The sequence below is a fragment of the Amycolatopsis sp. NPDC049159 genome (assembly GCF_040648295.1).
Lineage (GTDB): Bacteria > Actinomycetota > Actinomycetes > Mycobacteriales > Pseudonocardiaceae > Amycolatopsis > Amycolatopsis pretoriensis_A.
Genome location: NZ_JBEZDL010000001.1, coordinates 1 through 24,261 on the forward strand (window position 1 = coordinate 1; position 24,261 = coordinate 24,261).

Annotated in this window: 23 protein-coding genes; 6 read left to right on the forward strand and 17 right to left on the reverse strand. The window is 71.9% G+C overall.

Features of this window, described 5'->3' with window-relative positions; genetic code table 11:
• Positions 1 to 119: 119 nt before the first annotated feature.
• Complete coding sequence (locus AB0B33_RS00005; protein WP_247018711.1) at positions 120 to 1,559, reverse strand: GuaB1 family IMP dehydrogenase-related protein; 1,440 nt, start codon at positions 1,557 to 1,559, stop codon at positions 120 to 122.
• 34 nt (positions 1,560 to 1,593) lie between these two features.
• Here AB0B33_RS00005 and AB0B33_RS00010 point away from each other — a divergent pair, with 34 nt between their 5' ends.
• Complete coding sequence (locus AB0B33_RS00010) at positions 1,594 to 2,061, forward strand: DUF309 domain-containing protein (protein ID WP_360764808.1); 468 nt, start codon at positions 1,594 to 1,596, stop codon at positions 2,059 to 2,061.
• On the forward strand, positions 2,055 to 2,570 hold the full coding sequence (locus AB0B33_RS00015; RefSeq protein WP_360764811.1) for a hypothetical protein: 516 nt from the start codon (positions 2,055 to 2,057) through the stop codon (positions 2,568 to 2,570). The genes AB0B33_RS00010 and AB0B33_RS00015 overlap by 7 nt, the downstream gene beginning before the upstream one ends.
• Here the strand turns inward: AB0B33_RS00015 and AB0B33_RS00020 are convergent.
• Positions 2,567 to 3,190 (reverse strand): MBL fold metallo-hydrolase, encoded by a 624-nt coding sequence (locus tag AB0B33_RS00020; RefSeq protein WP_247018714.1) that lies wholly within the window; start codon positions 3,188 to 3,190, stop codon positions 2,567 to 2,569. The genes AB0B33_RS00015 and AB0B33_RS00020 overlap by 4 nt on opposite strands.
• A 97-nt stretch (positions 3,191 to 3,287) precedes the next feature.
• Here AB0B33_RS00020 and AB0B33_RS00025 point away from each other — a divergent pair, with 97 nt between their 5' ends.
• Positions 3,288 to 4,508: an NADH:flavin oxidoreductase/NADH oxidase family protein gene (locus AB0B33_RS00025; RefSeq protein ID WP_360764814.1), complete on the forward strand. Its 1,221-nt coding sequence runs from the start codon at positions 3,288 to 3,290 to the stop codon at positions 4,506 to 4,508.
• Here the strand turns inward: AB0B33_RS00025 and AB0B33_RS00030 are convergent.
• From AB0B33_RS00030 to AB0B33_RS00050, 5 genes are all read right to left on the reverse strand, one after another.
• The gene (locus AB0B33_RS00030) at positions 4,480 to 5,097 is read right to left on the reverse strand and encodes a Pr6Pr family membrane protein (protein WP_360764817.1); all 618 of its coding nucleotides are present in this window, start codon (positions 5,095 to 5,097) and stop codon (positions 4,480 to 4,482) included. The two genes, AB0B33_RS00025 and AB0B33_RS00030, sit on opposite strands and share 29 nt — an antisense overlap.
• Before the next feature lie 112 nt (positions 5,098 to 5,209).
• Positions 5,210 to 6,502: a S53 family peptidase gene (locus AB0B33_RS00035; protein ID WP_360764820.1), complete on the reverse strand. Its 1,293-nt coding sequence runs from the start codon at positions 6,500 to 6,502 to the stop codon at positions 5,210 to 5,212.
• Between the two features lie 399 nt (positions 6,503 to 6,901).
• Positions 6,902 to 8,434: an ATP-dependent DNA ligase gene (locus tag AB0B33_RS00040; RefSeq protein ID WP_360764823.1), complete on the reverse strand. Its 1,533-nt coding sequence runs from the start codon at positions 8,432 to 8,434 to the stop codon at positions 6,902 to 6,904.
• 40 nt (positions 8,435 to 8,474) lie between these two features.
• Positions 8,475 to 10,169: a substrate-binding domain-containing protein gene (locus AB0B33_RS00045; protein WP_360764826.1), complete on the reverse strand. Its 1,695-nt coding sequence runs from the start codon at positions 10,167 to 10,169 to the stop codon at positions 8,475 to 8,477.
• A 35-nt stretch (positions 10,170 to 10,204) separates the two neighbouring features.
• Positions 10,205 to 11,068, reverse strand: coding sequence for a helix-turn-helix transcriptional regulator (locus tag AB0B33_RS00050; RefSeq protein ID WP_360764829.1), 864 nt, complete (start codon positions 11,066 to 11,068; stop codon positions 10,205 to 10,207).
• A 100-nt stretch (positions 11,069 to 11,168) separates the two neighbouring features.
• On the opposite strand from AB0B33_RS00050, the gene AB0B33_RS00055 reads away from it, so the two are divergent.
• On the forward strand, positions 11,169 to 12,194 hold the full coding sequence (locus AB0B33_RS00055) for an aldo/keto reductase (protein ID WP_360764831.1): 1,026 nt from the start codon (positions 11,169 to 11,171) through the stop codon (positions 12,192 to 12,194).
• 1 nt (position 12,195) lies between these two features.
• Here AB0B33_RS00055 and AB0B33_RS00060 read toward each other — a convergent pair whose 3' ends face one another.
• Together AB0B33_RS00060 and AB0B33_RS00065 are read right to left on the reverse strand one after the other, a co-directional pair.
• Positions 12,196 to 13,593 (reverse strand): class II fumarate hydratase, encoded by a 1,398-nt coding sequence (locus AB0B33_RS00060; RefSeq protein WP_360764834.1) that lies wholly within the window; start codon positions 13,591 to 13,593, stop codon positions 12,196 to 12,198.
• Positions 13,594 to 13,997: 404 nt separating this feature from the next.
• The gene (locus AB0B33_RS00065) at positions 13,998 to 14,621 is read right to left on the reverse strand and encodes a hypothetical protein (protein ID WP_360764837.1); all 624 of its coding nucleotides are present in this window, start codon (positions 14,619 to 14,621) and stop codon (positions 13,998 to 14,000) included.
• A 77-nt stretch (positions 14,622 to 14,698) separates the two neighbouring features.
• Between AB0B33_RS00065 and AB0B33_RS00070 the strand changes: the two genes are divergently transcribed.
• Positions 14,699 to 15,688, forward strand: a complete 990-nt coding sequence (locus tag AB0B33_RS00070; protein ID WP_360764840.1) for an NAD(P)/FAD-dependent oxidoreductase — start codon at positions 14,699 to 14,701, stop codon at positions 15,686 to 15,688.
• A 1-nt stretch (position 15,689) separates the two neighbouring features.
• On the opposite strand, the gene AB0B33_RS00075 is transcribed toward AB0B33_RS00070, so the two are convergent.
• From AB0B33_RS00075 to AB0B33_RS00100, 6 genes are all read right to left on the reverse strand, one after another.
• On the reverse strand, positions 15,690 to 16,439 hold the full coding sequence (locus AB0B33_RS00075; protein ID WP_360764843.1) for a serine protease: 750 nt from the start codon (positions 16,437 to 16,439) through the stop codon (positions 15,690 to 15,692).
• Positions 16,440 to 16,447: 8 nt separating this feature from the next.
• A complete protein-coding gene (gene glpX / locus AB0B33_RS00080) occupies positions 16,448 to 17,497 on the reverse strand; it encodes a class II fructose-bisphosphatase (RefSeq protein WP_247018730.1) in 1,050 nt (349 codons plus the stop codon).
• A gap of 84 nt (positions 17,498 to 17,581) precedes the next feature.
• Positions 17,582 to 17,818 (reverse strand): exodeoxyribonuclease VII small subunit, encoded by a 237-nt coding sequence (locus tag AB0B33_RS00085; RefSeq protein ID WP_360764847.1) that lies wholly within the window; start codon positions 17,816 to 17,818, stop codon positions 17,582 to 17,584.
• Positions 17,815 to 18,213 carry a hypothetical protein gene (locus AB0B33_RS00090; protein WP_247018740.1) on the reverse strand — a complete coding sequence of 133 codons (399 nt, stop codon included), beginning with the start codon at positions 18,211 to 18,213 and terminating at the stop codon, positions 17,815 to 17,817. The genes AB0B33_RS00085 and AB0B33_RS00090 overlap by 4 nt, the downstream gene beginning before the upstream one ends.
• Positions 18,210 to 19,445, reverse strand: coding sequence for an exodeoxyribonuclease VII large subunit (xseA, locus tag AB0B33_RS00095; RefSeq protein WP_360764850.1), 1,236 nt, complete (start codon positions 19,443 to 19,445; stop codon positions 18,210 to 18,212). The genes AB0B33_RS00090 and xseA overlap by 4 nt, the downstream gene beginning before the upstream one ends.
• Positions 19,442 to 20,173, reverse strand: a complete 732-nt coding sequence (locus tag AB0B33_RS00100; RefSeq protein ID WP_360764853.1) for a lipid droplet-associated protein — start codon at positions 20,171 to 20,173, stop codon at positions 19,442 to 19,444. Before AB0B33_RS00100 ends, xseA begins: the two co-directional genes overlap by 4 nt.
• Before the next feature lie 151 nt (positions 20,174 to 20,324).
• On the opposite strand from AB0B33_RS00100, the gene AB0B33_RS00105 reads away from it, so the two are divergent.
• Entirely contained in the window at positions 20,325 to 21,320 is a 996-nt protein-coding gene (locus tag AB0B33_RS00105) for a 4-hydroxy-3-methylbut-2-enyl diphosphate reductase (RefSeq protein WP_360764856.1), read from the forward strand.
• A 59-nt stretch (positions 21,321 to 21,379) separates the two neighbouring features.
• Here the strand turns inward: AB0B33_RS00105 and AB0B33_RS00110 are convergent, their stop codons facing one another.
• Both AB0B33_RS00110 and rmuC read right to left on the reverse strand, forming a co-directional pair.
• Positions 21,380 to 22,240 carry a DUF6542 domain-containing protein gene (locus AB0B33_RS00110; protein WP_247018748.1) on the reverse strand — a complete coding sequence of 287 codons (861 nt, stop codon included), beginning with the start codon at positions 22,238 to 22,240 and terminating at the stop codon, positions 21,380 to 21,382.
• Between the two features lie 922 nt (positions 22,241 to 23,162).
• A complete protein-coding gene (gene rmuC / locus AB0B33_RS00115; RefSeq protein ID WP_247018750.1) occupies positions 23,163 to 24,077 on the reverse strand; it encodes a DNA recombination protein RmuC in 915 nt (304 codons plus the stop codon).
• Between the last annotated feature and the right edge of the window lie 184 nt (positions 24,078 to 24,261).

Here is a 24,261-nt window from a genome sequence, read left to right on the forward strand (position 1 = left end):
CGCCGACGGTGGGGGCGCGCACGCCGGGACCACCAGCCGGGGACATCGATCCGCGGGCAACGCACGGGCGACCTCGTAAGCCAGCAGCGCCCCGACGCCCTGAACACTCACGACCGGGGTCACCAGCCGGAGGGGAGGGGGCGGCCTTCGGCGAAGCCGGCGGCCGACTGGACGCCCAGCAGCGCGCGCTCGTGGAACTCCTCCAGGGTGCGCGCGCCCGCGTACGTGCACGACGAGCGGACGCCGGAGCCGATCGAGTCGAGCAGGTCCTCGACGCCGGGGCGGGCCGGGTCCAGGGACATCCGCGACGACGAGATGCCCTCCTCGAACAGCGCCTTCCGCGCGCGCTCGAACGAGTTGTCGGTGCGCGTCCGCGCGCCCACCGCGCGCTTCGACGCCATGCCGAACGACTCCTTGTAGGGACGGCCCTGCTCGTCGAACCGCAGGTCACCGGGGGATTCGTAGGTGCCGGCGAACCACGAGCCGACCATCGCCGCGGACGCGCCGGCGGCCAGGGCCAGCGCGACGTCGCGCGGGTGGCGGACCCCGCCGTCGGCCCAGACGTGCTTGCCCAGCTCGCGGGCGGCGGCCGCGCAGTCGGCGACCGCGGAGAACTGCGGGCGGCCCACCCCGGTCATCATCCGGGTCGTGCACATCGCGCCCGGCCCGACGCCGACCTTGACGACGTCGGCGCCGGCCTGGATCAGGTCGCGCGTGCCCTCGGCGGTGACGACGTTCCCGGCGACCACCGGGACCTTCGGCGACACCGACCGGACGGCCTTCAGCGCCGCGATCATCTTCTCCTGGTGCCCGTGCGCGGTGTCCACGACCAGCACGTCGACGCCCGCGCCGAGCACGGCTTCGGCCTTCGCCGCGACGTCGCCGTTGACGCCGACCGCGGCGGCCACGCGCAGCCTGCCCGCGTCGTCGACGGCCGGGGTGTAGATGTCCGCGCGCAGCGCCCCGACGGCGGTCAGCACGCCCGCGAGGCGGCCTTCGGCGTCGAGGCCGAGGGCCAGGGTCGCGCCGTGGCTGTGGAGCTGCTCGAAGACCTCACGCGCCGGTGTGGTCAGCGGCACCGCGACCGACGCGGGCTGCGCGACGTCGGCGAGCCGTGCGAAGCGGTCGACGCCCGCGCAGGCCGCTTCGTCGACGATGCCGACCGGGCGGCCTTCGCCGTCCACGACCACGACGGCGCCGTGCGCGCGCTTGTGGACCAGGTTGAGCGCGTCGGCGACCGCGTCACCGCCGGTCAGCACCAGCGGGGTGTCCCACACGGTGTGGCGGCTCTTGACCCAGCCGACGATCTCGCTGACGGCGTGACTGTCCACATCCTGGGGCAGCACCACCAGGCCGCCGCGGCGGGCGACGGTCTCGGCCATCCGCCGTCCGGCGACCGCGGTCATGTTGGCGACGACGATCGGGATGGTGGCGCCGGTGCCGTCCGCGGTGGCGAGGTCGACGTCGAAGCGGGACTCCACGTCCGAACGGTTCGGCAGCAGGAACACGTCGTCGTAGGTCAGGTCGTGGGCAGGCCGGTGGCCGTCGAGGAAACGCACGAGTCACCAGGCTACCCGTGGCAGGATCGGGGGCATGAGCCGCCGCGACCGCGACCCCGAAGGACGGGCACGCAACGCACGCCCGCGCGACGGCCTCGGCCGGCCGTTGCCGTACGGCGCCGACGGCGTCGAGCGCCAGCCCGAAGGCATCGCGAGAACGCCGGCGCAAACTCTTGCGGAGGCGCAACGGCTGCTCGACGACGGCAAGCCGTTCCACGCGCACGAGGTCTTCGAGGACGCGTGGAAGACGACCGACGGCCCCGACCGCGAACTCTGGCGCGGCCTGGCCCAGCTCGCGGTGGGGCTGACGCACGCGGCCCGCGGCAACAACGTCGGCGCGGTGTCCCTGCTCGAGCGCGGCGCGGCGAACATCGAGCCGTTCCGGGGTGAGCCGCCGCACGGGATCGACGTCGCCGGCCTGCAGCAGTGGGCGCTCGCGCTGGTCGAAGAGGCGAAACAGCGCGTCCGGGTGTCGCCGACGCCGCCGCGGTTGACGTGCTGACGGCGGTCGGAGCCGCGGCCATCGCGGCCGTCGCGTCGCTGATCGGCGTGACGCTGGGGGCGCTCGTCGAGCCGGTGAAGCTCAACGCCGCCCGGCGCGCGAAGCTGCGGCAGGACCGGGCCGACCGCTGTGCCGGCCTGATCGAGGCCGCGACGCGGGCGCGCAAGCACATCATCGACATCAACGTGATCCACCGCCGTCGGGAGCTCGACGTGGACTCCGAGGCTGAAGCGGAACGCGAAGCGACGTATGAGGACGCGTACTACACGGCTCGCACCGACATCCGCGCGTTCTACGGGCTGCTCGTGATGAGCGGGCCGGACGAGCTGGTCGAGCAGGCGGACCTGCTCCGCAGGAAGGAAGTGGAACTCCACCGCACCCGGTGGGAGCTCGACGACGACAAGAAGTTCGACCGGGAGTTCCTGCCCACGCCGGTCCGGCAGGCCAGCGCCGCCTTCGACCGGGCGATCGAGGAGTTCGCCCTCGTCGCCCGGAAGCACACCTCTTAAGGCTGGTCCCAGCCGCTCGAAGCGGCCTTCTCGGCGCCGATCGTGGTGCCGTCGCCGTGGCCGGTGTGGACCTTCGTCGACTCCGGGAGGGTGAACAGCTTCTCGCGGATGGACTTCACGATGGTCGGGTAGTCCGAATAGGACCGTCCGGTGGCGCCGGGGCCGCCGTGGAACAGGGTGTCGCCGGTGAACAGCACGCCCAGTTCCTCCGCGTACAGGCAGACCGCGCCCGGGGCGTGGCCGGGCGTGTGGATGACGCGCAGGGCCGTGCCCGCGATCGTGAGGGTCTGGCCGTCGGTCAGCTCGCCGTCCGGGGCGCGGTCGGGGTGGGTGAGGTTCCAGACGACCCGGTCGTCCGGGTGGAGCAGGATCGGCGCGCCGGTCGCGTCGGCGAGTTCCGGGGCGGCGTTGACGTGGTCGTTGTGCGCGTGGGTGCAGACGATCGCGACCAGCTTCCGCTCGCCGACGACGTTTTCGATCGCCTTCGCGTCGTGCGCCGCGTCGATCACGATCACTTCCGCGTCGTCGCCCACCAGCCACACGTTGTTGTCGACGTCCCAGCTGCCTCCGTCGAGCCGGAAGACACCGGACGTCACCAAGTTCTGCACGATCGCCGTCATGCGCCCGACCCTAACGGTCATTCGACGGGTAGATGACATACCGGCAGTATGCTACTGTCGCGTCACCTTACTGCGAGTAAGTTCGAGGAGCGACGCGATGACCGCGACCCGGGAACTCCTGGCGGAGCCGCTGAAACTGCGCTGCGGCGCGGTCCTGCCGAACCGCCTGGTCAAGTCGGCGCTGAGCGAGCAGCTCGGCGACCGCCGCAACGCGCCCACCCGCGAGCTGGCCGAGCTGTACCGCACCTGGGCCCGCGGGGGCGCCGGCGCGCTGATCACCGGGAACGTCATGGTCGACCCGGCCGCCTTGGGCGAGCCGCGCAACGTCGCCGCCGCCGGAGACCCGGACGGCTACCGGCCCTGGGCCCGCTCGGTCGAGGGCACGGACACGCAGCTGTGGGTGCAGCTGAACCACCCGGGCCGGCAGAGCCCGCGCTACCTCTCGCGCGAGCCGGTGGCGCCGTCCGCCGTGCCCTTCGGCAACCGCGGCATCCGTACCGCCTTCGCCGCTCCGCGCGCGTTGTCCGGCGAAGAGATCGAAGCGATCATCGAACGCTTCGCCGTCGCGGCGCGCACGTTCGTCGAAGCGGGCTTCGCGGGGGTGCAGATCCACGGCGCCCACGGCTACCTCGTGTCCCAGTTCCTTTCCCCGCTGACGAACCTGCGCACGGACGAGTGGGGCGGCGACGCGGTCCGCCGGCGCCGCTTCCTGCTGGAAGTCGTGCGGCGCGTGCGGGCGGCCGTCGGCGACGGCGTCCCGGTGTCGGTGAAGCTCAACAGCGCGGACTTCCAGCGCGGCGGCTTCACCGAGGAGGAATCGCTCGAAGTCGTGCGTGAGCTCGGGGAAACCGGGCTGGACCTGCTCGAGGTATCGGGCGGCACGTACGAAAAGGCCGCGATGATGGGCTCCGGGCGGGCCAGTTCGCTGGCGCGCGAAGCGTATTTCCTGGACTACGCGGCGAAAGCACGTTCGGTGTCCGACGTCGCCCTGATGGTCACCGGCGGGTTCGCGACGCCGGGCGGGATGAGCGAGGCGCTGCGCTCGGGCGCGCTGGACGTCATCGGGCTCGGCCGGCCGCTGATCGTCGACCCCGGGCTGCCCGCGCGGCTGCTCGACGGCGAGGACGCCCGCGCGGAGCGGCGGTGCCCCCAGACCGGCGTCCGGCTGGCCGACAGCCTCCTCGAGATCCAGTGGCACACCCGGCAGATGCACCGGATCGCGGCGGGCAAGCCGGTCGACCGGCGCGGCGCGCTGCCGACGCTGGTCCAGGCCGGGCTGACCGACGGGCTCAACGCGTTCCGTCGGGTGCGAGGCTGAGCCGGCGGTCGTAGTAGCGCGCGCCCGCGGCGAGCGCGGTGAAGAACAGGCCGATGAAGACGCAGTTGAGCGCCACCTGGCCGTAGCCGAGCGCGCCGGCGTCGACGAACGGGTACGGGTAGAAGCCGGTGATCGCGCCGCGCGGCAGGGTGAACGCGAGCCAGGCCAGCGGGTAGAGCAGCGACCACCAGACCGTGCGCCAGGTCAGGACGCCGCGCGGGGCCGCGAGGAGCCAGCCGAGCACGAACAGGATCGGCGTCACCTTGTGCAGCATGGTGTCGGCGAAGAAGGCCAGGCCGTCCAGCTCGTACAGTCCGGCGAGGGCGACCTGGTAGACGATGCCGGTCACGATGATGCCGACCAGCGCGTCGAGCCACAGCACGGTGAACAGGCGCCCGCGGGCCCGGCCCAGCGCGACCAGCGCCGAGGTGAGCGCGACCAGCAGGTTCGAGTCGATGGTGAAGAAGCAGAGCAGGTTCGCGACCCGGCCGTCCCCGGACGCGGTGGACACCACCTGGCTGACGAGCCCGGTCAGCGCGACCACGGCGGTGACCGCGAACCAGGCGCGGGTGAGCTTCTCGCTGCGCATTTCGGGAGCTTAGCTCCACAGTGGACTCCTCGATCGGGATGACTCGATCGAGGCGCGTCGGGTTGCCGGGGTGATCGTGCCGCTCTGTTCGCCGAGCGGCACGATCACGAGGTCAGCGGAGTGCTTTCACCAGGGCCGGCACGAAGACCGACGCGTCGACGGTGCCCCAGCCGCTGGCGATGTCGAAGCCCTTCGCCGCGGTGAAGCCGACGACGCCGTCCTGGCTGTTGTCACCTTCGGTGACGTCCACGATGCCCGCCTTCGCACCCGCCGGGCCCAGCTTCGTGTACAGCGCCGGGTTGATCTGGCCGAGCTTGCCGTGCTTGGCCTGCACCGCGAGCGCGAGGACGCCGGCGAACAGCGGCGCGGACTGCGACGTCCCGTAGACGCCTTCCATGCTGATGTCCGGGAACGAGCGCATCTTGCTGCCGGTGATCTTCTTGACGCCGTCCTGCCAGTTCGGCCGCGCGTAGGCCTTCGACAGCCCGGCGCCTTCGGAGAAGCCGTTGTCGGCGACGTTCACCACGTCGTCGGCCCTGGTGCGGGTGCCGTTCGCGTCGAGGTGCAGCTGCGTGCCGCCGAGCGTCGTGACGCGCGGGTCGGACGCCGGCCAGCTCGCGACGCGGTACGGGTAGTTGCCCGGGCCGTAGAGGTAGCCGCCGGTCGGGCCGTCGTCGCCGGAGGAGGCGACCATCGTGATGCCCGCCTTGCTCGCGCGGTCCAGCGCCGGGTCGAGCGTCTTGATCGAGTCGAACGACGGGAAGTTCTCTTCGGTCGTCCCGAAGCTCATCGAGATCACGTCGACGAGCTTGTGCTCGGTCATGTAGTCGACCGCGTGCATCATCTCGGGCAGGCCGGTGAAGCCCTGCGTCTCGGCGACCGGCGTCGCCGCGACGACGATCTTCGCGTTCGGCGCCATGGCGTGCATCATCGTGACGTCGAGGTCGGTCTCGCCGCCCCAGCCCTGGCAGGTGGCGGTGTCGACACCCGGGTCGGTGCACGCGGGCACGGCGCCGGACGGCTCGATCACCTCGACGTTCGCCGGCGGCAGGCCGTGGTTCTTCGAGTAGGTGTCGAGCACCTCCTTCACCTTGTCGTCCCCGAAGGACACCAGTGTCGCCACGGTGCTGCCCGCGCCGGTGATGCCGGCGTTCCACAGCTTCGTCGCGTTGTACGCGGTGCTCTCCTTCGGCAGCGACGCCATCGCCGCCTCGAGCTTCGCGACGCGCTTCTGCACGGTGTCGGCGCCGACGAACGACCGCGCGGCCGCCGAGAAGTGGTGCTTCGACGGCTGGTGCCCGGCGTCCGGCGTGCTCGGCACGGGCGTGGCGAGAGCCGGTGCCGCGAACGCGGTCACGAGCAGGGTCGTGCTCGCGAGCAAGCCGGACACAGCGCGCAATCTCATGCTTTTCTCCCGTGGCTGAAGGAAACTCCGTCAGCCACTCTGGCCAGAACCGGGAGGGGGCAACATCGACTTTCGTCTTTCCTTTTACGAGGAAAGCACCCCGGAGACGCGCGATGTCGTGATCGAGACTTTCGTAGTCAGCTCCTTTCGCGTCCACGTCGGTCTGGAGGTCCTCTGCGAGCAGCTGATGCTCCGGGCCACCCTCGCTGGCCTTTCCGGCCGTTTGCGTTCAGCTGGATGTACTGCAGTAGTGCTGCACGAAGCACGGCCGACCGATCTCGGTGCTGCCTGGCGGCGAGATCGTGAAGGCATCCAGGACTGCCTCGTCGACGCGGAGTGAAATTCGAGCTGTCATGGGATCCAGTGGGCCCACCGGATGCGCAGGGGGGATGCCCGTAGTCAGCTCCCTTCCGACCGGTCGCCGTGCAGGAGGCCGCGGACCGTGTCGATCGTGTCCGCGTCGGCCGGGTCCTTGTCCGGGCGGTAGCGGACCACCCGGGCGAACCGCAGCGCGAGGCCGCCCGGGTAGCGCGTCGAAACCTGGGCGCTGTCCAGCTCGATCTCCACCACCACCTCGGGCCGCACGTACACCGTCCAGTCGTCGCGGTGGGTCTCGATCTCCTGGAACCTCGTCGTCTGCCACGCGAGGATCTCGTCGGTCATGCCCTTGAACGTCTTGCCCACCATGATCGGCGGGCCGCCGTCCGGGTCGCGGGCGCCCAGGTGGAGGTTGGACAGCTTGCCGGTGCGCCGGCCGTGCCCCCACTCCGCCGCGAGCACCACCAGGTCGATCGTGTGCACCGGCTTGACCTTCAGCCACGCCCGCCCGCGCCGCCCGGCCGCGTACGGCGACGCCAGGTCCTTGACCATCACCCCTTCGTGCCCGGCCTCCATCGCCGCCTCCAGCACGGCATCCGCCCCCGCCACGCCCACCTCGCCGGGGATCACGTGCGCCCCGGCGACCTTGCGCAGCGCCGCGTTGCGCTCGGACAGCGGCGCGTCCAGCAGGTCGACGCCGTCGAGGTGCAGGCAGTCGAAGAAGTACGGCCGCAGCAGCAGCGCCTTGACCTGTTCCTCGCGCGTGCTGCCGAACCGGCTCATCGTGTCCTGGAACGGCCGCGGCCGCCCCGCGTCGGTCAGGGCGAGCGTTTCGCCGTCCAGCACCACCGATTCGCACGGCAGCGCCCGCACGAGCTCGACCAGCTCCTGCACGCTGGAGGTGATCTCGCGCAGCGTCCTCGTCCAGACGTGCACCTCGTCGCCGTGGCGGTGCACCTGGATCCGCGCACCGTCCATCTTGTACTCGACGATCGCCTCGGCGTGCTCGGCGACGGCCTCCTCCAGCGACTCCGCCGGTGAGGCCAGCATCGGCTTGACCGGCGTGCCCAGCGTCAGCCGGAACTCCGCCAGCGCGGCCTGCCCGCCGGTCATCGCCGCGACCCCGGTGGTGCCCAGCTTCCCGGACAGCATGAAGGCCCGCCGCACGTCCTCGGCCGGCACCTCGGCCGCGGCCGCGACGGCGTCGACCATCACGCCTTCCAGCGCGCCCTGCCGCAGCTCGCCGGTGACCAGCCGGAACAGGAACTGCTGCTCCTCCTCGGTGAGCCGGACGAACAGCGCCCGCAGCACGTCCTGCCGCCGCGTCGACGAGCCCGTGCCCGCCGCGACGCCCGCGGCCTCCGTCAAGGCCGCGTCCACCTCCAGCACCGTGATCGTGGGCTCCGACGCGGGCGACGCGCCGAGCCCGGCCAGGGTGCGCCAGCCCGCACCCAGCCGGTCCTGCGCCGTCTGCCCGGTCAGGTACGCGATCACCGTGGCCAGCTCGGGGAACTCGGCGGCATGCAGCAGCGCGGCCAGGACGGCGATCTTCGCCTTCCTGGACCTCGTCGCCGCCAGCTCGGCGGACGCCCGGACTATCTCGCTCAGCAACACCCGGACATCATGACCCGCACCACCGACAATTTCAGTCCGGTCAGATGTCTCCCCTGGTGCAGAGGGGGTCGAGCAGGCCGTCCCTGGTCACGCAGGGGGTGTACCCGGCGTCCTGCAGCTCGGCGCGGGCGGTCGCGCTCGCCAGGTAGTCGAGGAACCGCTTCAGCACGCTCTCGCCGTCCGGTACGCCCTTCGTGTAGAGGTACTCGACGGTCCAGAAGCGGTAGCCGGCACCGATCGTCGTGGTGTCCGGGTAGTGGCCGTCGAGCTGCACGATCGTCACCTGCTGGTCGCGGGCGGCCGCGGTTTTGGCCGCCGGGACGTCGGCGTAGCCGATCGCGCCCGGCACGTTCGCGACCTCGGTGAGCACCTCGGCCGTCGTGCCGCGCTCGCAGCGGGTGGTCGCCGCGGCCGGGTCGCGCTCCGGCTTGCGGCACGAGTCCGACGTCAGCCGGTCCTCGGCCCCGCCGAGCACCTTCTGCTCGAACGTCTTGCGCGTGCCGGACTCCTGTCCGCGCCCGACGATCCCGATCGGCACCGACGGCCCCGGCCGCAGCTGGTCCCAGTTCCGCACGCGGCCGCTGAAGACGTCCTCGACCTGCTGGGTCGTCAGCTTGTCGACGCCGGCGGCGCGGTTGACGACCAGGCTGTAGACGACCACCGCGACGGCCTTCGCCTCGAGGTCAGGCCCGGCTTCCCCGGACCGGCCGTCCGACAGCACCGCCAGCCCGTTCTTGCCCGCCGCGTCGACCGGGGCGAGCGCGCGGACCCCGGTGACGCTGCCGGTCGCGCGGGTCGTGATCGCGGCGCCGTCGCACTGGCCGTGGTACTCGGCGGCGATGCGGTCGATGATCGGGACGAACGCGCTCGACCCCTCGACCGACAGCTTCCCGGTGGCGCACTGCGCGGAGACGGCCGGTCGCGACCAGGACACGAGCAGCGTGGCCAGCAGGGCACCGGTGAGCAGCACCCCGACCGCGGTCGTGATGACCGGCCAGCCGAACCGGCGCTGCTTGCGGTCGTCCTTGATCCGGCCGGCGGCGAGCCGCGCGTGGTGCTCGATCTCCTTGCTGATCTCGCCGTCGTGCCCGGCCGATTCGCGCAGGACGACGACGAGCTTGAACTTCTCCTTGCGCTTCAGGGAAAGCCGCGCCAGCCGCACGCCGTGCCACTCGGGCGCCTCGGGCGGGGGCTCGGCCGCGGTCAGCCCGGCGAACCGCTTCGGCAGCCACGCGCGCACGCGGGCCAGCTGCACGGCTTCGACCGGCCGTTGCGGGCTCTCGCGCGTGAAGAACTCGAGGCCGTCGCGGACGTGCTGGCGCAGGCCGTCGTCGGTCGCGTCGGACACCCGCGCGTCCCAGACGATCCGGCTGCCGAAGGTGAACGACAGCGGGATTTCGAAGTCGCCGGGCGCGATGTCGAACCCGCCGGTGTTGTGGATCCGGATGACGACGATGCTCATCCGATCGAGCAGCCGCCCGACCTGTTCGAGCTGCGGGGCCGCCTGCGCCGAGCCGTTCTCGCCGTCGTGCAGGTCGATCGGGGACAGCCCGATCTTGGAGTTGTAGAGCACGCGGAACGTCAGCCGGCGCCGCCGGATGAAGTAGCGGTCGATGAACGGCGCGGCGATCGCGACCAGCGCGGCGACGCCGAGGACGAGGCTGCCGGAGTCGGAGCTCAGTATCTCGGCGAGGGACTGCATGGTCGCGCCGACACCCACCGTGCTGCTCCCCACCCCCGGCTCCCCAGGACAAGGAGCCTAGGCAGGGCTCACCCGGCGTGGGGCTGCGACGACCGAGTGTTCACCGGCCGTTCATCGGCGGCGATCCAGCTGGCCAGCAGGCCGAGCGCGCGTTCGGTTTCCGACCCCGGTTCGGCGTGGTAGACGACCAGGCCCTGGTCGGGGTCCTGGGGCAGCCGCAGCGTCTCGTAGCGCAGCCGCAGCTCGCCGACGACGGGGTTCATCAGCACCTTCCACCCCTGCGCCTTCTCCCGCACGGCGTGCTCGGCCCACAGCTTCCGGAACTGCTCGCTGGCCAGCGAAAGCTCGCCGATCAGCTGGGCGAACCGCGGGTCGCCGGGGTGCCGGCCGCTTTCCGCGCGCAGGTTCGCGACGAGCTCGCGGCAGACGGCGTCGTACTCCGGGTGCAGCTGCTTCGCGCGTTCGTCGGTGAAGACGAGCTTCGGCATGTTGCGCTCGTCGAGGTCGGCGAAGGCGAACGCGACGGCGCCGCCGAGGGCGTTCCAGGCGAGCACGTCCATGTACCGCCCGAAGACGAACGCCGGCGTCCCGATGGCGTCGAGCAGCTGCTGCAGCTCGGGCCGGACCCGCTGCGGCGCGCGCTCGTCCCGGCGCTTCGGCGCGGCGAGGTTGCGCAGGTAGGCCTCCTCGCCGGGGTTGAGCCGCAGCGCGCGGGCCAGCGCGTCGAGGACGGCGTCCGAGACGTTCTTCGCGCGTCCCTGCTCCAGCCGCGTGTAGTAGTCGACGCTGATGCCGGACAGCTGCGCCAGCTCTTCGCGGCGCAGGCCCTTGACCCGCCGCTGCGTGATCCCGGGCGGCAGGCCCAGGCCGGCGGGGTCCAGTGCGGCGCGGCGCGCCTTCAGGAAGGCGCCGAGCTCGGCTGCGTCACTCATGCCCTCCAGTATCCCCGGCTCACGGCCGCCCGCCTGGTACTGCCGGACCCAGGTTGCGCGTGACCTGGTCCGGCGTCCCCGCCGGCCGCAGGGTGGTGGCATGGAACGACGAGTTCTGGGCGGCACGGGGATTTCGGTCAGCGAGTACGCGTTCGGCGCGATGATGCTGGGGCAGTGGGGCAACCCGGACCACGAAGAGGGGGTCCGGATGCTGCACACGGCGCTCGACGCCGGGGTCAACTTCTGGGACACCGCGGACATGTACAGCCACGGCGAGAACGAGCGGATCGTGGGGAAGGCGCTGAAGGGCCGCCGCGACGACGTCGTGCTGGCCACCAAGGGCTTCTTCCGGATGGGCGATGACCCGAACCAGGGCGGGCTGTCCCGGCGCTGGCTCACCCGCGCGCTGGACGACAGCCTCCGGCGGCTCGACACCGACTACGTCGACCTCTACCAGGTGCACCGGCCGGATCCTGCGACCGACATCGAGGAAACGCTTTCGGTGCTCACGGACTTCGTGCGGGCGGGGAAGGTGCGCGCGATCGGGTCGTCGGACTTCCCGGCCGAGCAGATCGTGGAAGCCCAGTGGGTGGCGGAAAAGCGGGGCCTGGCGCGGTTCCGCGCCGAGCAGCCGCCGTACTCGATCTTCAACCGGGCGATCGAGGCCGCCGTGCTGCCGACCGCGCGGAAGTACGGCATGGGCGTGCTGACGTGGAGCCCGCTGGCCAGCGGCTGGCTGTCGGGCAAGTACCTGAAACCGTCCGATGTGGACCTTTCCGAAGGCCGCCGGACGTTGCAGATCCACAAGTTCGACCCGGCGCTGCCGGAGAACGCCGTCAAGTTCGAGGCGATCGCGCAGCTCAAGAAGATCGCCGACGACCTCGGCCGGCCGCTCACGCACCTCGCGACGGCGTTCGTCCGCGCCCACCCGGACGTGACGTCGGCGATCATCGGCCCGCGCACGCCCGCCCAGCTCGACGACCTGCTCGCGGGCGCGGACCTGGTGCTGGACGGTGACGTGCTGGACCGGATCGACGAGATCGTCCCGCCGGGCACGGACCTGAACCCGGCGGAGAAGGACTACACCCCGCCTTCGCTGGCGGACAAGAGCCTGCGCCGGCGGTGAGCTACTTGCCGCCGCGGGCCATGCGGAGGACGTCGAGCGCTTCGTCGAGCTGGGCTTCGGTGAGCTTGCCGTCCTGCACGTACCCGCGTTCGATGACGACCTCGCGGATCGTCTTCAGCTCCTTCAACGCCTGCTTCGCGACCGCGGCGGCTTCTTCGTAGCCGATGTACTTGTTCAGCGGCGTCACGATCGACGGCGAACCTTCGGCGTAGGTGCGGGCGCGGTCGACGTTGGCCTGGACGCCGTCGAAGACCTTGTCCGCCAGCAGCCGCGAGACGGCCGCGAGCAGGCGCGCCGATTCGAGGACGTTGCGGGCGATCACCGGCAGGTTGACGTTCAGCTGGAAGTTGCCCGCGGCGCCCGCGAACGCGACGGCCGCGTCGTTGCCGATCACCTGCGCGACGACCTGCAGCGTCGCCTCCGGGATCACCGGGTTCACCTTGCCCGGCATGATCGACGAGCCCGGCTGCAGGTCCGGCAGCGCCAGCTCGGCGAGGCCGGTGCGCGGGCCGGAACCCAGCCAGCGCAGGTCGTTCGCGATCTTGTTGAGCGACACGGCGACCGTGCGCAGGTGCCCGGACGTCTCGACGACGCTGTCCTGCGTCGCCTGCGCCTCGAAGTGGTCGCGGGCCTCGGTCAGCGGCAGGCCGGTCACGGTCGCGAGTTCGGCGGCCACGCTGGAGCCGAAGCCTTCGGGCGCGTTGAGGCCCGACCCGACGGCCGTGCCCCCGATCGGCAGCTCGCCGAGGCGAGGCAGGCCGGACTTCAGCCGTTCGACGCCGAAGCGGACCTGCGAAGCCCAGGCGCCGGCTTCCTGGCCGAGCGTGATCGGCACGGCGTCCATCAGGTGCGTGCGCCCGGACTTCACGACGCCGGCCCACTCGGCGGCGCGGACCTCGATGGCACCGGCGAGGTGTTCGAGCGCCGGGACGACGTCCTTGAGCACGGCTTCGGTGGCAGCGACGTGGATGGTCGTCGGGAAGGTGTCGTTCGAGGACTGCGACGCGTTGACGTGATCGTTCGGGTGCACGTCCCGGCCGAGGGCCCGGCTGGCGAGCGTGGCGATGACCTCGTTGGCGTTCATGTTCGACGAGGTACCGGACCCGGTCTGGAAGACGTCGATCGGGAAGTGCGCGTCGTGCAGCCCTTCGGCGACCTCGTCGGCGGCCTCGGCGATGGCCTCCGCGACATCGGCGTCGAGCACACCGAGCTTGAGGTTGACGCGCGCGGCGGCGGCCTTGAGCAGGCCGAGCGCACGGATCTGAGCCCGCTCCAGCCCCCGGCCGGAGATGGGGAAGTTCTCGACGGCCCGCTGGGTCTGCGCGCGGTAGAGCGCGTCGGCAGGCACGCGGACCTCGCCCATGGTGTCGTGTTCGATCCGGTATTCCTGATCAGCCATGACACCGATTCTGGACCTGTTCGGGAGTTACCGCGTGGTGGCGTTGCGCACCCTGCGACGGCGGGGGTGGTTTCCAGGGATGTGTGGCAAGGTCCCGAACCTTTGACCGGGCCGTCTGCCTTGCGCTGGTGGGTCAGGGTGTGGGCAGCCGGGAGGCGGCGCGGCGGGTCGGGGTCGGCTACCGGACGGCGAAGTACTGGCGGGCCGCGGCGAAGGCCGCCACCACGACCGCCAGAAACCGCCTCCCTGGGGGCGTCCCCTTGGCCAGTCCATCGGCGGCCACCGGTAAGACCCGGTGTTCGGGGTGTCAGGCTGCCGGGTGTCCACAACCGCGCGAGGCTGTGGATCGTCGGCCGAGCCGTCTCGTCCGGAGCGGGCGAAAGGCAGGGGACGAGACCAAGCCGTCAGCGCGTGGTGGCGTTGCGCACCCTGCGCCGCTCGCCGGCCGTCGCCGTCACGGCCACCGAACCGATGAGGCCACCCGCGCCCAGGCACGCGAAAACCAGCGGCACCGCCGGGTCCTGCTTTCCCGCCCGCTGGGTCGCGACGAGGCCGCCGGGGTCTTCGACGACCGGTACCCGGCTGCCGACCTTTAGGCGGGTGTCGACGCCCGGGTCGAGTGAGCCGGTGCTGCCGTCCGGGTTCCGCAGGTCGTACGTGTAGTCGATGCCGGCCTTGAGGCGGTGCGGGGTCTCCGCCGCCACCACGGCGTCGACCGGCCGGCCCCGGGCGAGCAGGATCTCGTCACCCGTCGCCGCCCAGCCGCCGAAGAACGCGGAGTACGCCGGCAGCAGGCCGAGCAGCACGAGCAACGCGCCCGTCCTGGCCAGCCAGCGGCCGAGCACCAGCAGGAGCACGAAGGACCCGGCCACGAAGAACACCAGACCGTCCGCTTCCGCCGACGGCAGCGAGAGCCAGACCGCGAGCACGAACCAGCCGAGCAGCACGACGGCCGCGGCCAACCCGCTCAGCAGCGTCCGCCGCACGCCCCAGGGTGGCCGCCGGTCGTCCGGACGCCGGTGTCGCACCACGTCGAGTGAACTCCGATCCGGCTAGGATCGGATGTGTTCTCGATCACCGCCATCCACCACTGGCTGGAGCGAGCATGACTGAAGTCCCTGGGGACTCCTACGACCTCGTGATCATCGGCGCGGGCCCGACCGGCCTGTTCGCCGCCTACTACGCCGGGTTCCGCGGCCTCTCCATGGCGGTGGTCGATTCGCTGCCCGAGCCCGGCGGCCAGGTCACCGCGATGTACCCCGAGAAGATGATCTACGACGTCGGCGGGTTCGCCGAGGTCCGCGGCCGCGATCTGGTCGACGGCCTGGTCAAGCAGGCCGCGCCGTTCAAGCCGAAGTACCTGCTGGGGCGCAAGGCCGAGAAGCTCGAGACCGTCGGCGACGAGGTCGAACTGACCCTCGACGGCGGCGAGACCCTCAAGGCCGGCGCCGTCCTCATCACCGCGGGCATCGGCGAGTTCACCCCGCGCCCGCTGCCCGCCGGCGACGGCTGGCTCGGGCGCGGCATGGTCCACTTCGTCCCGGCGCTGCAGGCGCACGCCGGGCAGCACGTCGTGGTCGTCGGCGGCGGGGACTCCGCGTTCGACTGGATCCTCGCGCTGCACCCGGTCGCGGCGAGCGTGACGCTCGTGCACCGCCGCGCCAAGTTCCGCGCCGCCGAGTCCATCGTCCGGCAGGCGCGCGAGCTCGGGACCCGGATCATCACCGACGCCGAGGTCACGCGGTTCGTCGAGAACGCCGACGGCGCGCTCGAAGCCGTCGACATCGCGGTCAAGGGCGCCGAAGAAGAGCGGCTGCCGGCCAACGCCGTCGTCGCGGCGCTCGGGTTCACCGCCGACCTCGGGCCGATCGAGAGCTGGGGGCTGGAGATCGACCACCGCGCCATCGCCGTCGACTCGACGATGGCGACCGCGCGCGAACGCGTCTACGCGGCCGGCGACGTCGCCGCGTACCCGGGGAAGGTCAAGCTGATCGCGACCGGCTTCGGCGAGGCCGCGACGGCCGTCAACAACATCGCCGTCGCGCTCGACCCGGACGCCCACCTGTTCCCCGGGCATTCGAGCAACGCCGAGTAGTTCAGGCCTTCGTCTTCTCCGCGATCCACGGCGCGTACGCGACCACGGACGTGTAGATCGACGGCGCCGTCGCGCATTCCGGGTCGTTGTTGCCCGGGCGGCTCGTGACGCCGACGAGGGACCAGTGGTCGCCGTCGCGCACGATTTCGGGACCGCCGGAGTCGCCGAAGCACGCCCCGGACTTGCCGCCGGGGTTGTCCGTGCACAGCTCGGCCGTGCCGTCGAACACCGAAGTGCACTTCGCGCCCTCGACGATGTGCGTGTCGAGCTGCTGCAGCGTCTTCGGGATCTGGCCGCAGTTCAGCTTCGGGCACGTCTGACCCCAGCCGAGGAGCCGGGTCGCCGTGCCCGGTGCCGCCGCCGTCGCGAGCCCGACCGGCGCCGCCCGCACCGGAGCCGCCAGCCGCAGCAGCGCGATGTCGCCCGCCGGGCTCTGGGTGTTGAAGGCCGGGTTGACGACGATGCCGGCGAGCTTGGCGACCTCGCCGCCTTCGCCGGCGTCGTTCGTCCCTACCCGCACCGACACCGCGGCCGGGGACTTGTCGAACGCGCAGTGCGCCGCGGTGACCACCCAGGTGGGGGCGATCAGCGCGCCGGCGCAGAACAGCCTGCCGCTCGAGGAGTGCAGCGACGCCGCGAACGGGTACGGCTCGCCGGCGTCGCCGCCCCCGACGATGCCGGGTTCGGCCGATGCGGTGGCGGGGACCAGGGCGAACACCAGAACCAGCAGGACCAGCAGTCGCCTGGGCACGGATCTCCTTACGGCAGCGGGGGCACGACGTCGTCGTCGGGCGCGTCCAGCTGGCCGTCGAAGTTGACCGAGGAGTACGCCCGGAGCTTGGTGAGCCGGTGGTAACCGTCGATCATTCTGACGGTCCCGGACTTGGACCGCATCACGATGGACTGCGTCGTCGCGCCGCCCTCGCGGTAGTGGACGCCGCGCAGCAGGTCGCCGTCGGTGACGCCGGTGGCGCAGAAGAAGACGTTGTCGCCGGTCACGAGGTCGTCGTTCAGCAGCACGCGGTCGAGGTCGTGCCCGGCGGCGATGGCCTTCTCGCGCTCGGCGTCGTCCTTCGGCCACAGCCGGCCCTGCAGCTCGCCGCCGAGGCACTTCATCGCGCAGGCGGCGATGATGCCCTCGGGGGTGCCGCCGATGCCGACCAGCATGTCGACACCGGTGGTCGGGCGGGCCGCGGCGATCGCGCCCGCGACGTCGCCGTCGGAGATGAACCGGATCCGCGCACCCGCGTCGCGGATCTCCTTGATGAGCTGCTCGTGGCGCGGGCGGTCGAGGACGCACACGGTGACGTCGCCGACGCTGCTGTTCTTCGCCTTGGCCACGCGGCGGATGTTCTCCGCGATCGGCGCGCCGAGCTCGACCTTGCCCGCCGCCTCCGGCCCGACGGCCAGCTTCTCCATGTAGAACACCGCGGACGGGTCGAACATCGCGCCGCGCTCGGCGACCGCGAGGACCGCGAGCGCGTTCGGCATGCCCTTGGCCATCAGCGTGGTGCCGTCGACCGGGTCCACCGCGACGTCGCAGTCCGGCCCGTCGCCGTTGCCGACCTCTTCGCCGTTGAACAGCATCGGGGCTTCGTCCTTCTCGCCCTCGCCGATCACGACGACACCGCGCATCGACACCGTCGACACCAGCTGGCGCATCGCGTCGACGGCCGCACCGTCCCCGCCGATCTTGTCGCCACGGCCGACCCAGCGACCGGCGGCCATGGCGGCGGCTTCGGTCACCCGGACCAGCTCCATCGCGAGGTTGCGGTCGGGTGCTTCACGACGACGCGGCTCGGTGGACATCAGGCCTCCCGGATCGTGGAACTGGCGGGTGCTAAGTCTGTCAGATCCCTGTCCGGTTTCCCGATGCCGAAGACATGGCAAACGTCACTGACCGTCGCCGGTTTCGTCCTCCGAAGACTCCACGGACGCGAGAGCAGCTTCGACGCGTTCGCGTGCGCCTTCGAGATGGCGCTCACAGACCTTCGCGAGCTTCTCGCCCTTCTCCCACAACGCGAGCGACTGCTCGAGGGACAGGCCACCGGCTTCGAGCTCGCGGACGACCTCGACGAGGCGGTCGCGGGCCTGCTCGTAGCCGAGTTCCTCGCTGGCTGCTTCACTCACGCTCGGTGCTCTCCGACCTTCCGGGCTTCCACGCTGTTCGCGCACACTACCGCGCTGGCCATGGCGTGGTCGTACCCGACGAACGCCAGCGCGAACTCCTGGCCGTCACCGTCCGCGATCGCCTCTTCGAGGTTCTCCTGCGCGCCGGCCACCCGCCGCCGGTGCCCGGCACCCTCGGCGAACCACCAGCGCGAGCCGACCTGCATCGACGTCGCTTCGGACAGCCGGCGCAGCTGCGGGCCCAGGTCGCGGCGGCCGGCGCTGTGGCAGCCGGCGAGCAGCGCCGTCCAGCACTCGGCGGCGGCCCGGTCGGTGCGCTCCGCCTGGTCCAGCAGCGGCCGCGCGCCCAGGCGCCGGGCCGCGTCCACCGTGAGCGGGAGGAACGTCGCTCTCACTCCTGTGCCCCTTCCGCCACCGCGCCGATCGCGCCGTCGCCCACGCGCACGCGCAGCTGGGCACCGGCCTCGACCTCGGAGACGGAGCGGAGTACCTGGAGGTTGCCTTCGGCGTCGATGAACTGCACGACCGCGTACCCGCGGGCCAGCGTCGCGGCCGGGCCGAGCGCGGTGAGCCGGGCCCGCGCGCTGGCGATCTCGGCCTGGTCCTTGGCGAGCAAGGTCAGCATGGCCCGGCGCGCGCGCTCGCGGTGGACGTCGATGTCGTCCTGGCGCCGTTGGATCGGTCCGAGGGGATCGGCCAGCGCCGGACGGCTGCGGATCTGGTTCAGCAGCCGCGCCTGGGTGTCGACCCAGCCGTGCAGGGCGCGGCGCCCGCGGTCGCGCATCTGCCGGACGCGTTCGGTCTCCTCGCGCAGGTCCGGGACGATCCGCTTGCCCGCGTCGGTCGGCGTCGAACAGCGCAGGTCGGCGACGTAGTCGAGCAGCGGCGTGTCCGGCTCGTGCCCGATCGCGCTGACGACCGGCGTGCCGGTGGCCGACACCGCGCGGCAGAGCGCTTCGTCGGAAAACGGCAGCAGGTCCTCGACGCTGCCGCCGCCGCGGGCGATGACGATCACGTCGATCTCGGGGTCGGCGTCCAGCATCTTCAGCGCGCGCATGACCTGCGGCACCGCCTGCGAGCCCTGGACGGCGGTGTTGAACACCTTGATCCGCACGTGCGGCCACCGCCCCTGCGCGTTGGCCAGGACGTCCCGCTCGGCCGCCGACGCGCGGCCGGTGATCAGCCCGACGCCCTTCGGCAGGAACGGGATCGGCCGCTTGCGCTGGGCCGAGAACAGGCCCTCGGCGGTCAGCAGCTTCTTGAGGCGTTCGATCCGGGCCAGCAGCTCACCGATGCCGACCGCGCGGATCTGGTCGGCGCGCAGGCTGATGGTGCCGCGGCCGAAGAAGAACGACGGCTTCGCGTGCACCACCACGCTCGCGCCTTCGCGCAGCGGCGGCTCCATCTCGCGGATCAGCCAGTTCGGGCAGGTCACCGACATCGAGACGTCCGCCGACGGGTCGCGCAGGGTGAGGAACGCCGTCTGCGTGTTCGGGCGGGAGCTGACCTGCGTGACCTGGCCTTCGACCCAGACGGCGCCGAGGCGGTGGATCCAGTCGCCGATCTTGCGCGCGACCGTGCGTACCGGCCACGGCTTCTCGGCGGTGCTCGCTTCGGTTTCGGTCACTGGCCTTCCGCGTCGTCGCCGGTTTCTTCGGGCGGCTCGGTCCCGGCTCGTTCGGCCTTGCGCGCGTTGGCGATCCGGCGGGACAGCATCCCGGTGAACGACGAGCGGTCGGCGTGCGCGCGCTCGTAGTCGAGGATGGTTTCGAGCTGCGGGATCGACAGCTGGCGCAACCGGGCCCGCAGCTGCGGGAGGGTGAGCTGGTCGTAGCCGGTCAGCCCGGCCGGACCCTCGTACCCGCCGGCGCTGGTCCGCGGAACCTCGCTCTTGGCCTTCTTGTCGATCTTGGGCGTGCCGGGCTGCGGTTTGTTGTCCTCCGGGGCGTCGTTCTCGCCGTCGGCGTGGTCCTCGGCGAGCGCGCGCTCCTCGTCGGCCCACGGATCACCCAGTTCCGCTTCGAGGTCGGAAAGTGACCCAGGGTGACCGTTGAGTTCCGAACGGGGTTCCGGGACGTCGGCGACCGGCGTCAGGTTCGGCCGCACGTCTTCGAGGTCCTCGTCGAAGGTCGCCCAGCTGGGCGCGTCCTCGACGGGACGCAGGCCGGAGAGGGCGTTGTCGCCCTTGATCGCCAGCTCGGTGACGTGCTGCTGGACGCGCATGGAGGCCTGCAGCACCTGGCTGACCACGGTCACCGGGAGTCCGGCGAGCTGCCGGGGAAGCTCACGAACCCGCTCGGCGGTGGAGACGGCGAGGCCCGCGGCGACCCGGAGGGGGAGCGGGAATGGCTTCATGCGTCTAGCCTGCCCCATGTCCGCCATCCTGCCCAACCGAACGGGTGGGTTCGGGCGCGTTGCGTGACCCCGGGCACAGCACCGAAGGGGGACGAAGCTCACCCGAAAGGGACTTCGAGTTCGGCTCCGGGCTGCCCGTACCCTGGGTGCCATGAGTTCAGCGAGTCCCGGAATCGAGCCCGCGGGTACCCCGACGATCACCGGAACCGCCTCCGGCAAGCGGGTGCTGCTCGCCAAACCGCGTGGTTACTGCGCCGGCGTGGACCGGGCGGTGATCGCCGTCGAGAAGGCCCTGGAGGTCTACGGCGCCCCGGTGTACGTCCGCAAGGAGATCGTGCACAACAAGCACGTCGTCGAGACGCTGCGCGAGCGCGGCGCGATCTTCGTCGACGAGACGTCCGAGGTGCCCGAAGGCGCGCTCGTGGTGTTCTCCGCCCACGGCGTCTCGCCGATGGTGCACCAGGAGGCCGCGGACCGGAACCTGCGCACGATCGACGCGACCTGCCCCCTCGTCACGAAGGTGCACAAGGAGGTCAACCGGTTCGCGAACGACGACTACGACATCCTGCTGATCGGCCACGAAGGCCACGAAGAGGTCGAGGGCACGGCCGGCGAGGCGCCGGACAAGGTCCAGCTGGTCGACAAGGCCGAGGACGTCGACAAGGTCGAGGTGCGCGACCCGTCGAAGGTGATCTGGCTGTCCCAGACGACGCTGTCGGTCGACGAGACGATGGAGCGCGTCGACCAGCTCCGCGAGCGCTTCCCGGGTCTGGCGGACCCGCCGAGCGACGACATCTGCTACGCGACGACGAACCGCCAGGTCGCGGTCAAGGCCATGGCCGCCGAGTGCGACCTGGTGCTGGTGGTCGGGTCGACGAACTCGTCCAACTCGAAGCGCCTGGTCGAGGTGGCGCTGAAGGCCGGGGCTCGGGCGTCCTACCTGGTCGACTTCGCGCACGAGGTCGACGAGGCGTGGCTGTCCGGGGTGACGACGGTGGGCGTCACGTCGGGTGCGTCGGTGCCGGACGAGCTGGTCATGCAGCTGCTGGACTGGCTGGCCGAGCGCGGCTACGGCGACGTCAACGAGGTGACGACGGCGAACGAGAAGATCACCTTCGCGCCGCCCAAGGAACTGCGCAAGGTCTGAGGTTCCTCCGCGAACCGGCGGTCATCTCCTGGCTGGAGGTGACCGCCGGTCTCGTTGCTTCAGCGCTCTTCGTCGTCCCAGGGACGGTTCCGCCGAGGCGGCGCACCCCGCCCACCGGACGGACGTCGAGGCGGCGGAGCGTCCCGGCCGTCTTCGGGCGGCCGCGGACGGCGTCGCGGAGCATCACCGCGAGGCTCACGCCGACGCGGGTCGGCGTCGTCCGGACGCGGCCGCCGGTTCGCGGGCGGCGGCTTGCGGGCGCCCCGGGTGTTCGGGTCACCGGCGGGCGGGCGCGGCGTCCGGCGTTCGCCTTCCGCAGGGGGACGCGGACGTCGAGGCGGTTCCCCGTCCCGGCCACGTCGCGGCGGCACGGGCGTCTGACCGGTCCGGTTCGCCGGCCGCGGCCGGCTCGGCCGGGGTTGCTCGTCGTCGTCCTCGACGGCCTTGGCCTTCTTCGGGGCGTCCGGGTCGCGCTCGCGGAAGATGCGGACGAAGCCGATCAGCAGCGTGATGCCGGTGGTGATGGCCATCATGGGGAAGCTGTTGATCAGCGGGCTGCCGATGTTGAGGGCCTTAGCCAGCATGTCGTCACCCTGCGAACCCGAGGTCAGCAGGATGACGCCGGGCACGGTGACGGCCAGCACGAGCGGCGGCATCACCATCGGCCCGAACAGTCCCCGCCGCCGCACCGCGCAGACCGCGATCACGGCCCCGGCGATGTAGCAGACGACGAAGACCACCGGAATGTTCGCCTGACTCGGCTTGCCGAGGAGGGCGCCTACGACCGCCAGGACGAGGCCGACCAGGACCGCCGCCCACCAGGGCAGTCCGCGCCTCGAACCGACGACAGGACGCTCATCCCACGGGACAGGGACGTCGTCGGCATCTGGATCGCTCTGGCGATCGCGAATCGCGGTCACAGGGCAACACCGTATCTCGTGGTTGTGAAGATCTTGCCAGCACCGCCGCCGACGTGGGGCTAAAGCCACCCGGCGGCCTGACCCGGAGGCCAGGCCGAAGCGGACGGTAACGGTGCTGGGGACCTTCGCCACGAGTGCTCAGGCGAGGGTGCGGAGGTGTGCGGTTGGGCTTCGAGCGACTTGCGCAGGGCTCACTCGGCGGCGGATCGTGCCTGGTCACGACGGCCGCGAGCATGCTCGCGGTACGGCGCCGGTCCTTGAGGCTACCTGCGCGGGCTTGGCCGCCGCTGGAGGTGGCTTGCGCCGCTGATCGCGTCGCCCGCGCGGCTGCTCGCCGTGTGCGTGGCCACGTGGTCGAGGGCCCGCGCCGCCGCTCGCCCGGCTCGGCATGCGCTCGGGTCGCCCGGGCCGCCGGTGGCTCATGCGCCGCCGGCCGGCGGCTCGCCGGCCGAGACGGCCTGCGCTACCGATCGCGCCCGGCCTGCGCGGCTGCTGGCAACCGGCGTCGCCGCAAGAGCGCGCCCGGCCTGCGCTGCTGCTCGCGCCCGGCGTCGCCGCAAGAGCGCGCCCGGCCTGCGCTGCTGCTCGCGCCCGGCGTCGCCGCAAGAGCGCGCCCGGCCTGCGCCGCTGCTCGCCATCGGCCTGCGCCGCCGATCCCACCTGGCCTGCGCCGCCGAACGCAACCGGCCTCGCCGCAAGGCCGCGACCGGTCTCGCCGCAGGAGCCGGAGTGCCGCTGCCGTCCGGCTTGGCCGCGTAGCCGCCTGTAGAAGCCGCCGCAGGAGCGTCCGGAGTGCCGCTGCCGCCTGCCTGGCCGCGGAGCCCGGAGTGCCGCCGCCGTCTGGCCTGGCCGTGTAGCCGCCTGTCGAAGCCGCCTAGGTGCCGTGCCGATGCCGCCTGGCCGCCGCCGGGGTGCGGGTCGCTCAGCTTGCCGCCAGTTCGTCTCCCTTCCGCACCGTCGGGACCGGCGCCGGACTACCCGACGCGTCCGTCAACGGCGCCACCGTCGCCCGGAACGTTTCCAGCGCCTCCAGCTCCCGCCGCCGGGCCGACAGGAACCGCTGCAGGTGCGTGCTCGACAGGTTCAGCGCCTCCACCGCGCCACCGGCCGCCCGGTGGGCCGCCGCCGCTCCCGCGCGGACCTGCTCGACGTCCGCCTCCAGCGTCCGGTCGCTCGCCGCGAACAGGGCCGCCGAAGCCAGGACCCCGAAGCCCGTCGGGCCGCACAGGAACACCCGGCGGTCGATCAGCCACCTCAGCAGCTCCGGGTCCGTGTCCATCGCCGCGACCACCGCCGCGTCCGAGGGGACGAACATGATCGTGCCGTAGATCGCGTCCGCCCAGCGCTGGTAACCCTTGCCCGCCAGCTCGGCCGCGCGTGAACGGATCTGACGGACGTGCGCGCGCAACGCGTCGATCCGCTCGTCCGGGTCGTCGGTCTCGATCGCCTCCGACCACGTCGCCATGCTCGCCTTCGCGTCGACCGGCACCGTGCGGCCGCCGCCGACGCTCAGCACCATGTCCGGTTTCGCCGCGCCGCCGCCCGCCAGGTCGGTCTGCAGCGTGAAGTGGAGGTCTTCGCGCAGCCCGAGCGCGCGCGCCGTCTCGACCAGCACCTGCTCGCCCAGCTCGCCGCGCCCGCTGATCGACGCGAACGCCACCTCGTAGCGCCGCAGCGCCAGCTGCTGCTGATCCGCCTTCGCGCGCTCGGCCGCCACCAGCCGGGCCGCCGCGTCCGCCCGGCGCATCCCGTCGTTGTACAGCCGCCACAGCACCGCGACGGCGACGAGCAGCAGGACCGCCAGCACGATCGCCGCGGTGGTCAGCACTGTCGCCACTTCGTCTCCTCCCTCCGGCCGGAATCGGACCGCGGGGACATCATGGCGGACCCCACCGACAAAAACCGCACCCGGACCGTCGCTCTGGGTAGCTGACCTGCGAACACTTCGATTCCCCGCAGGGCGTGTCCGAACCGGCACTCTCGTGTTAGTACACACGTTCGAGTGAGCGGGCGGCGAGCCT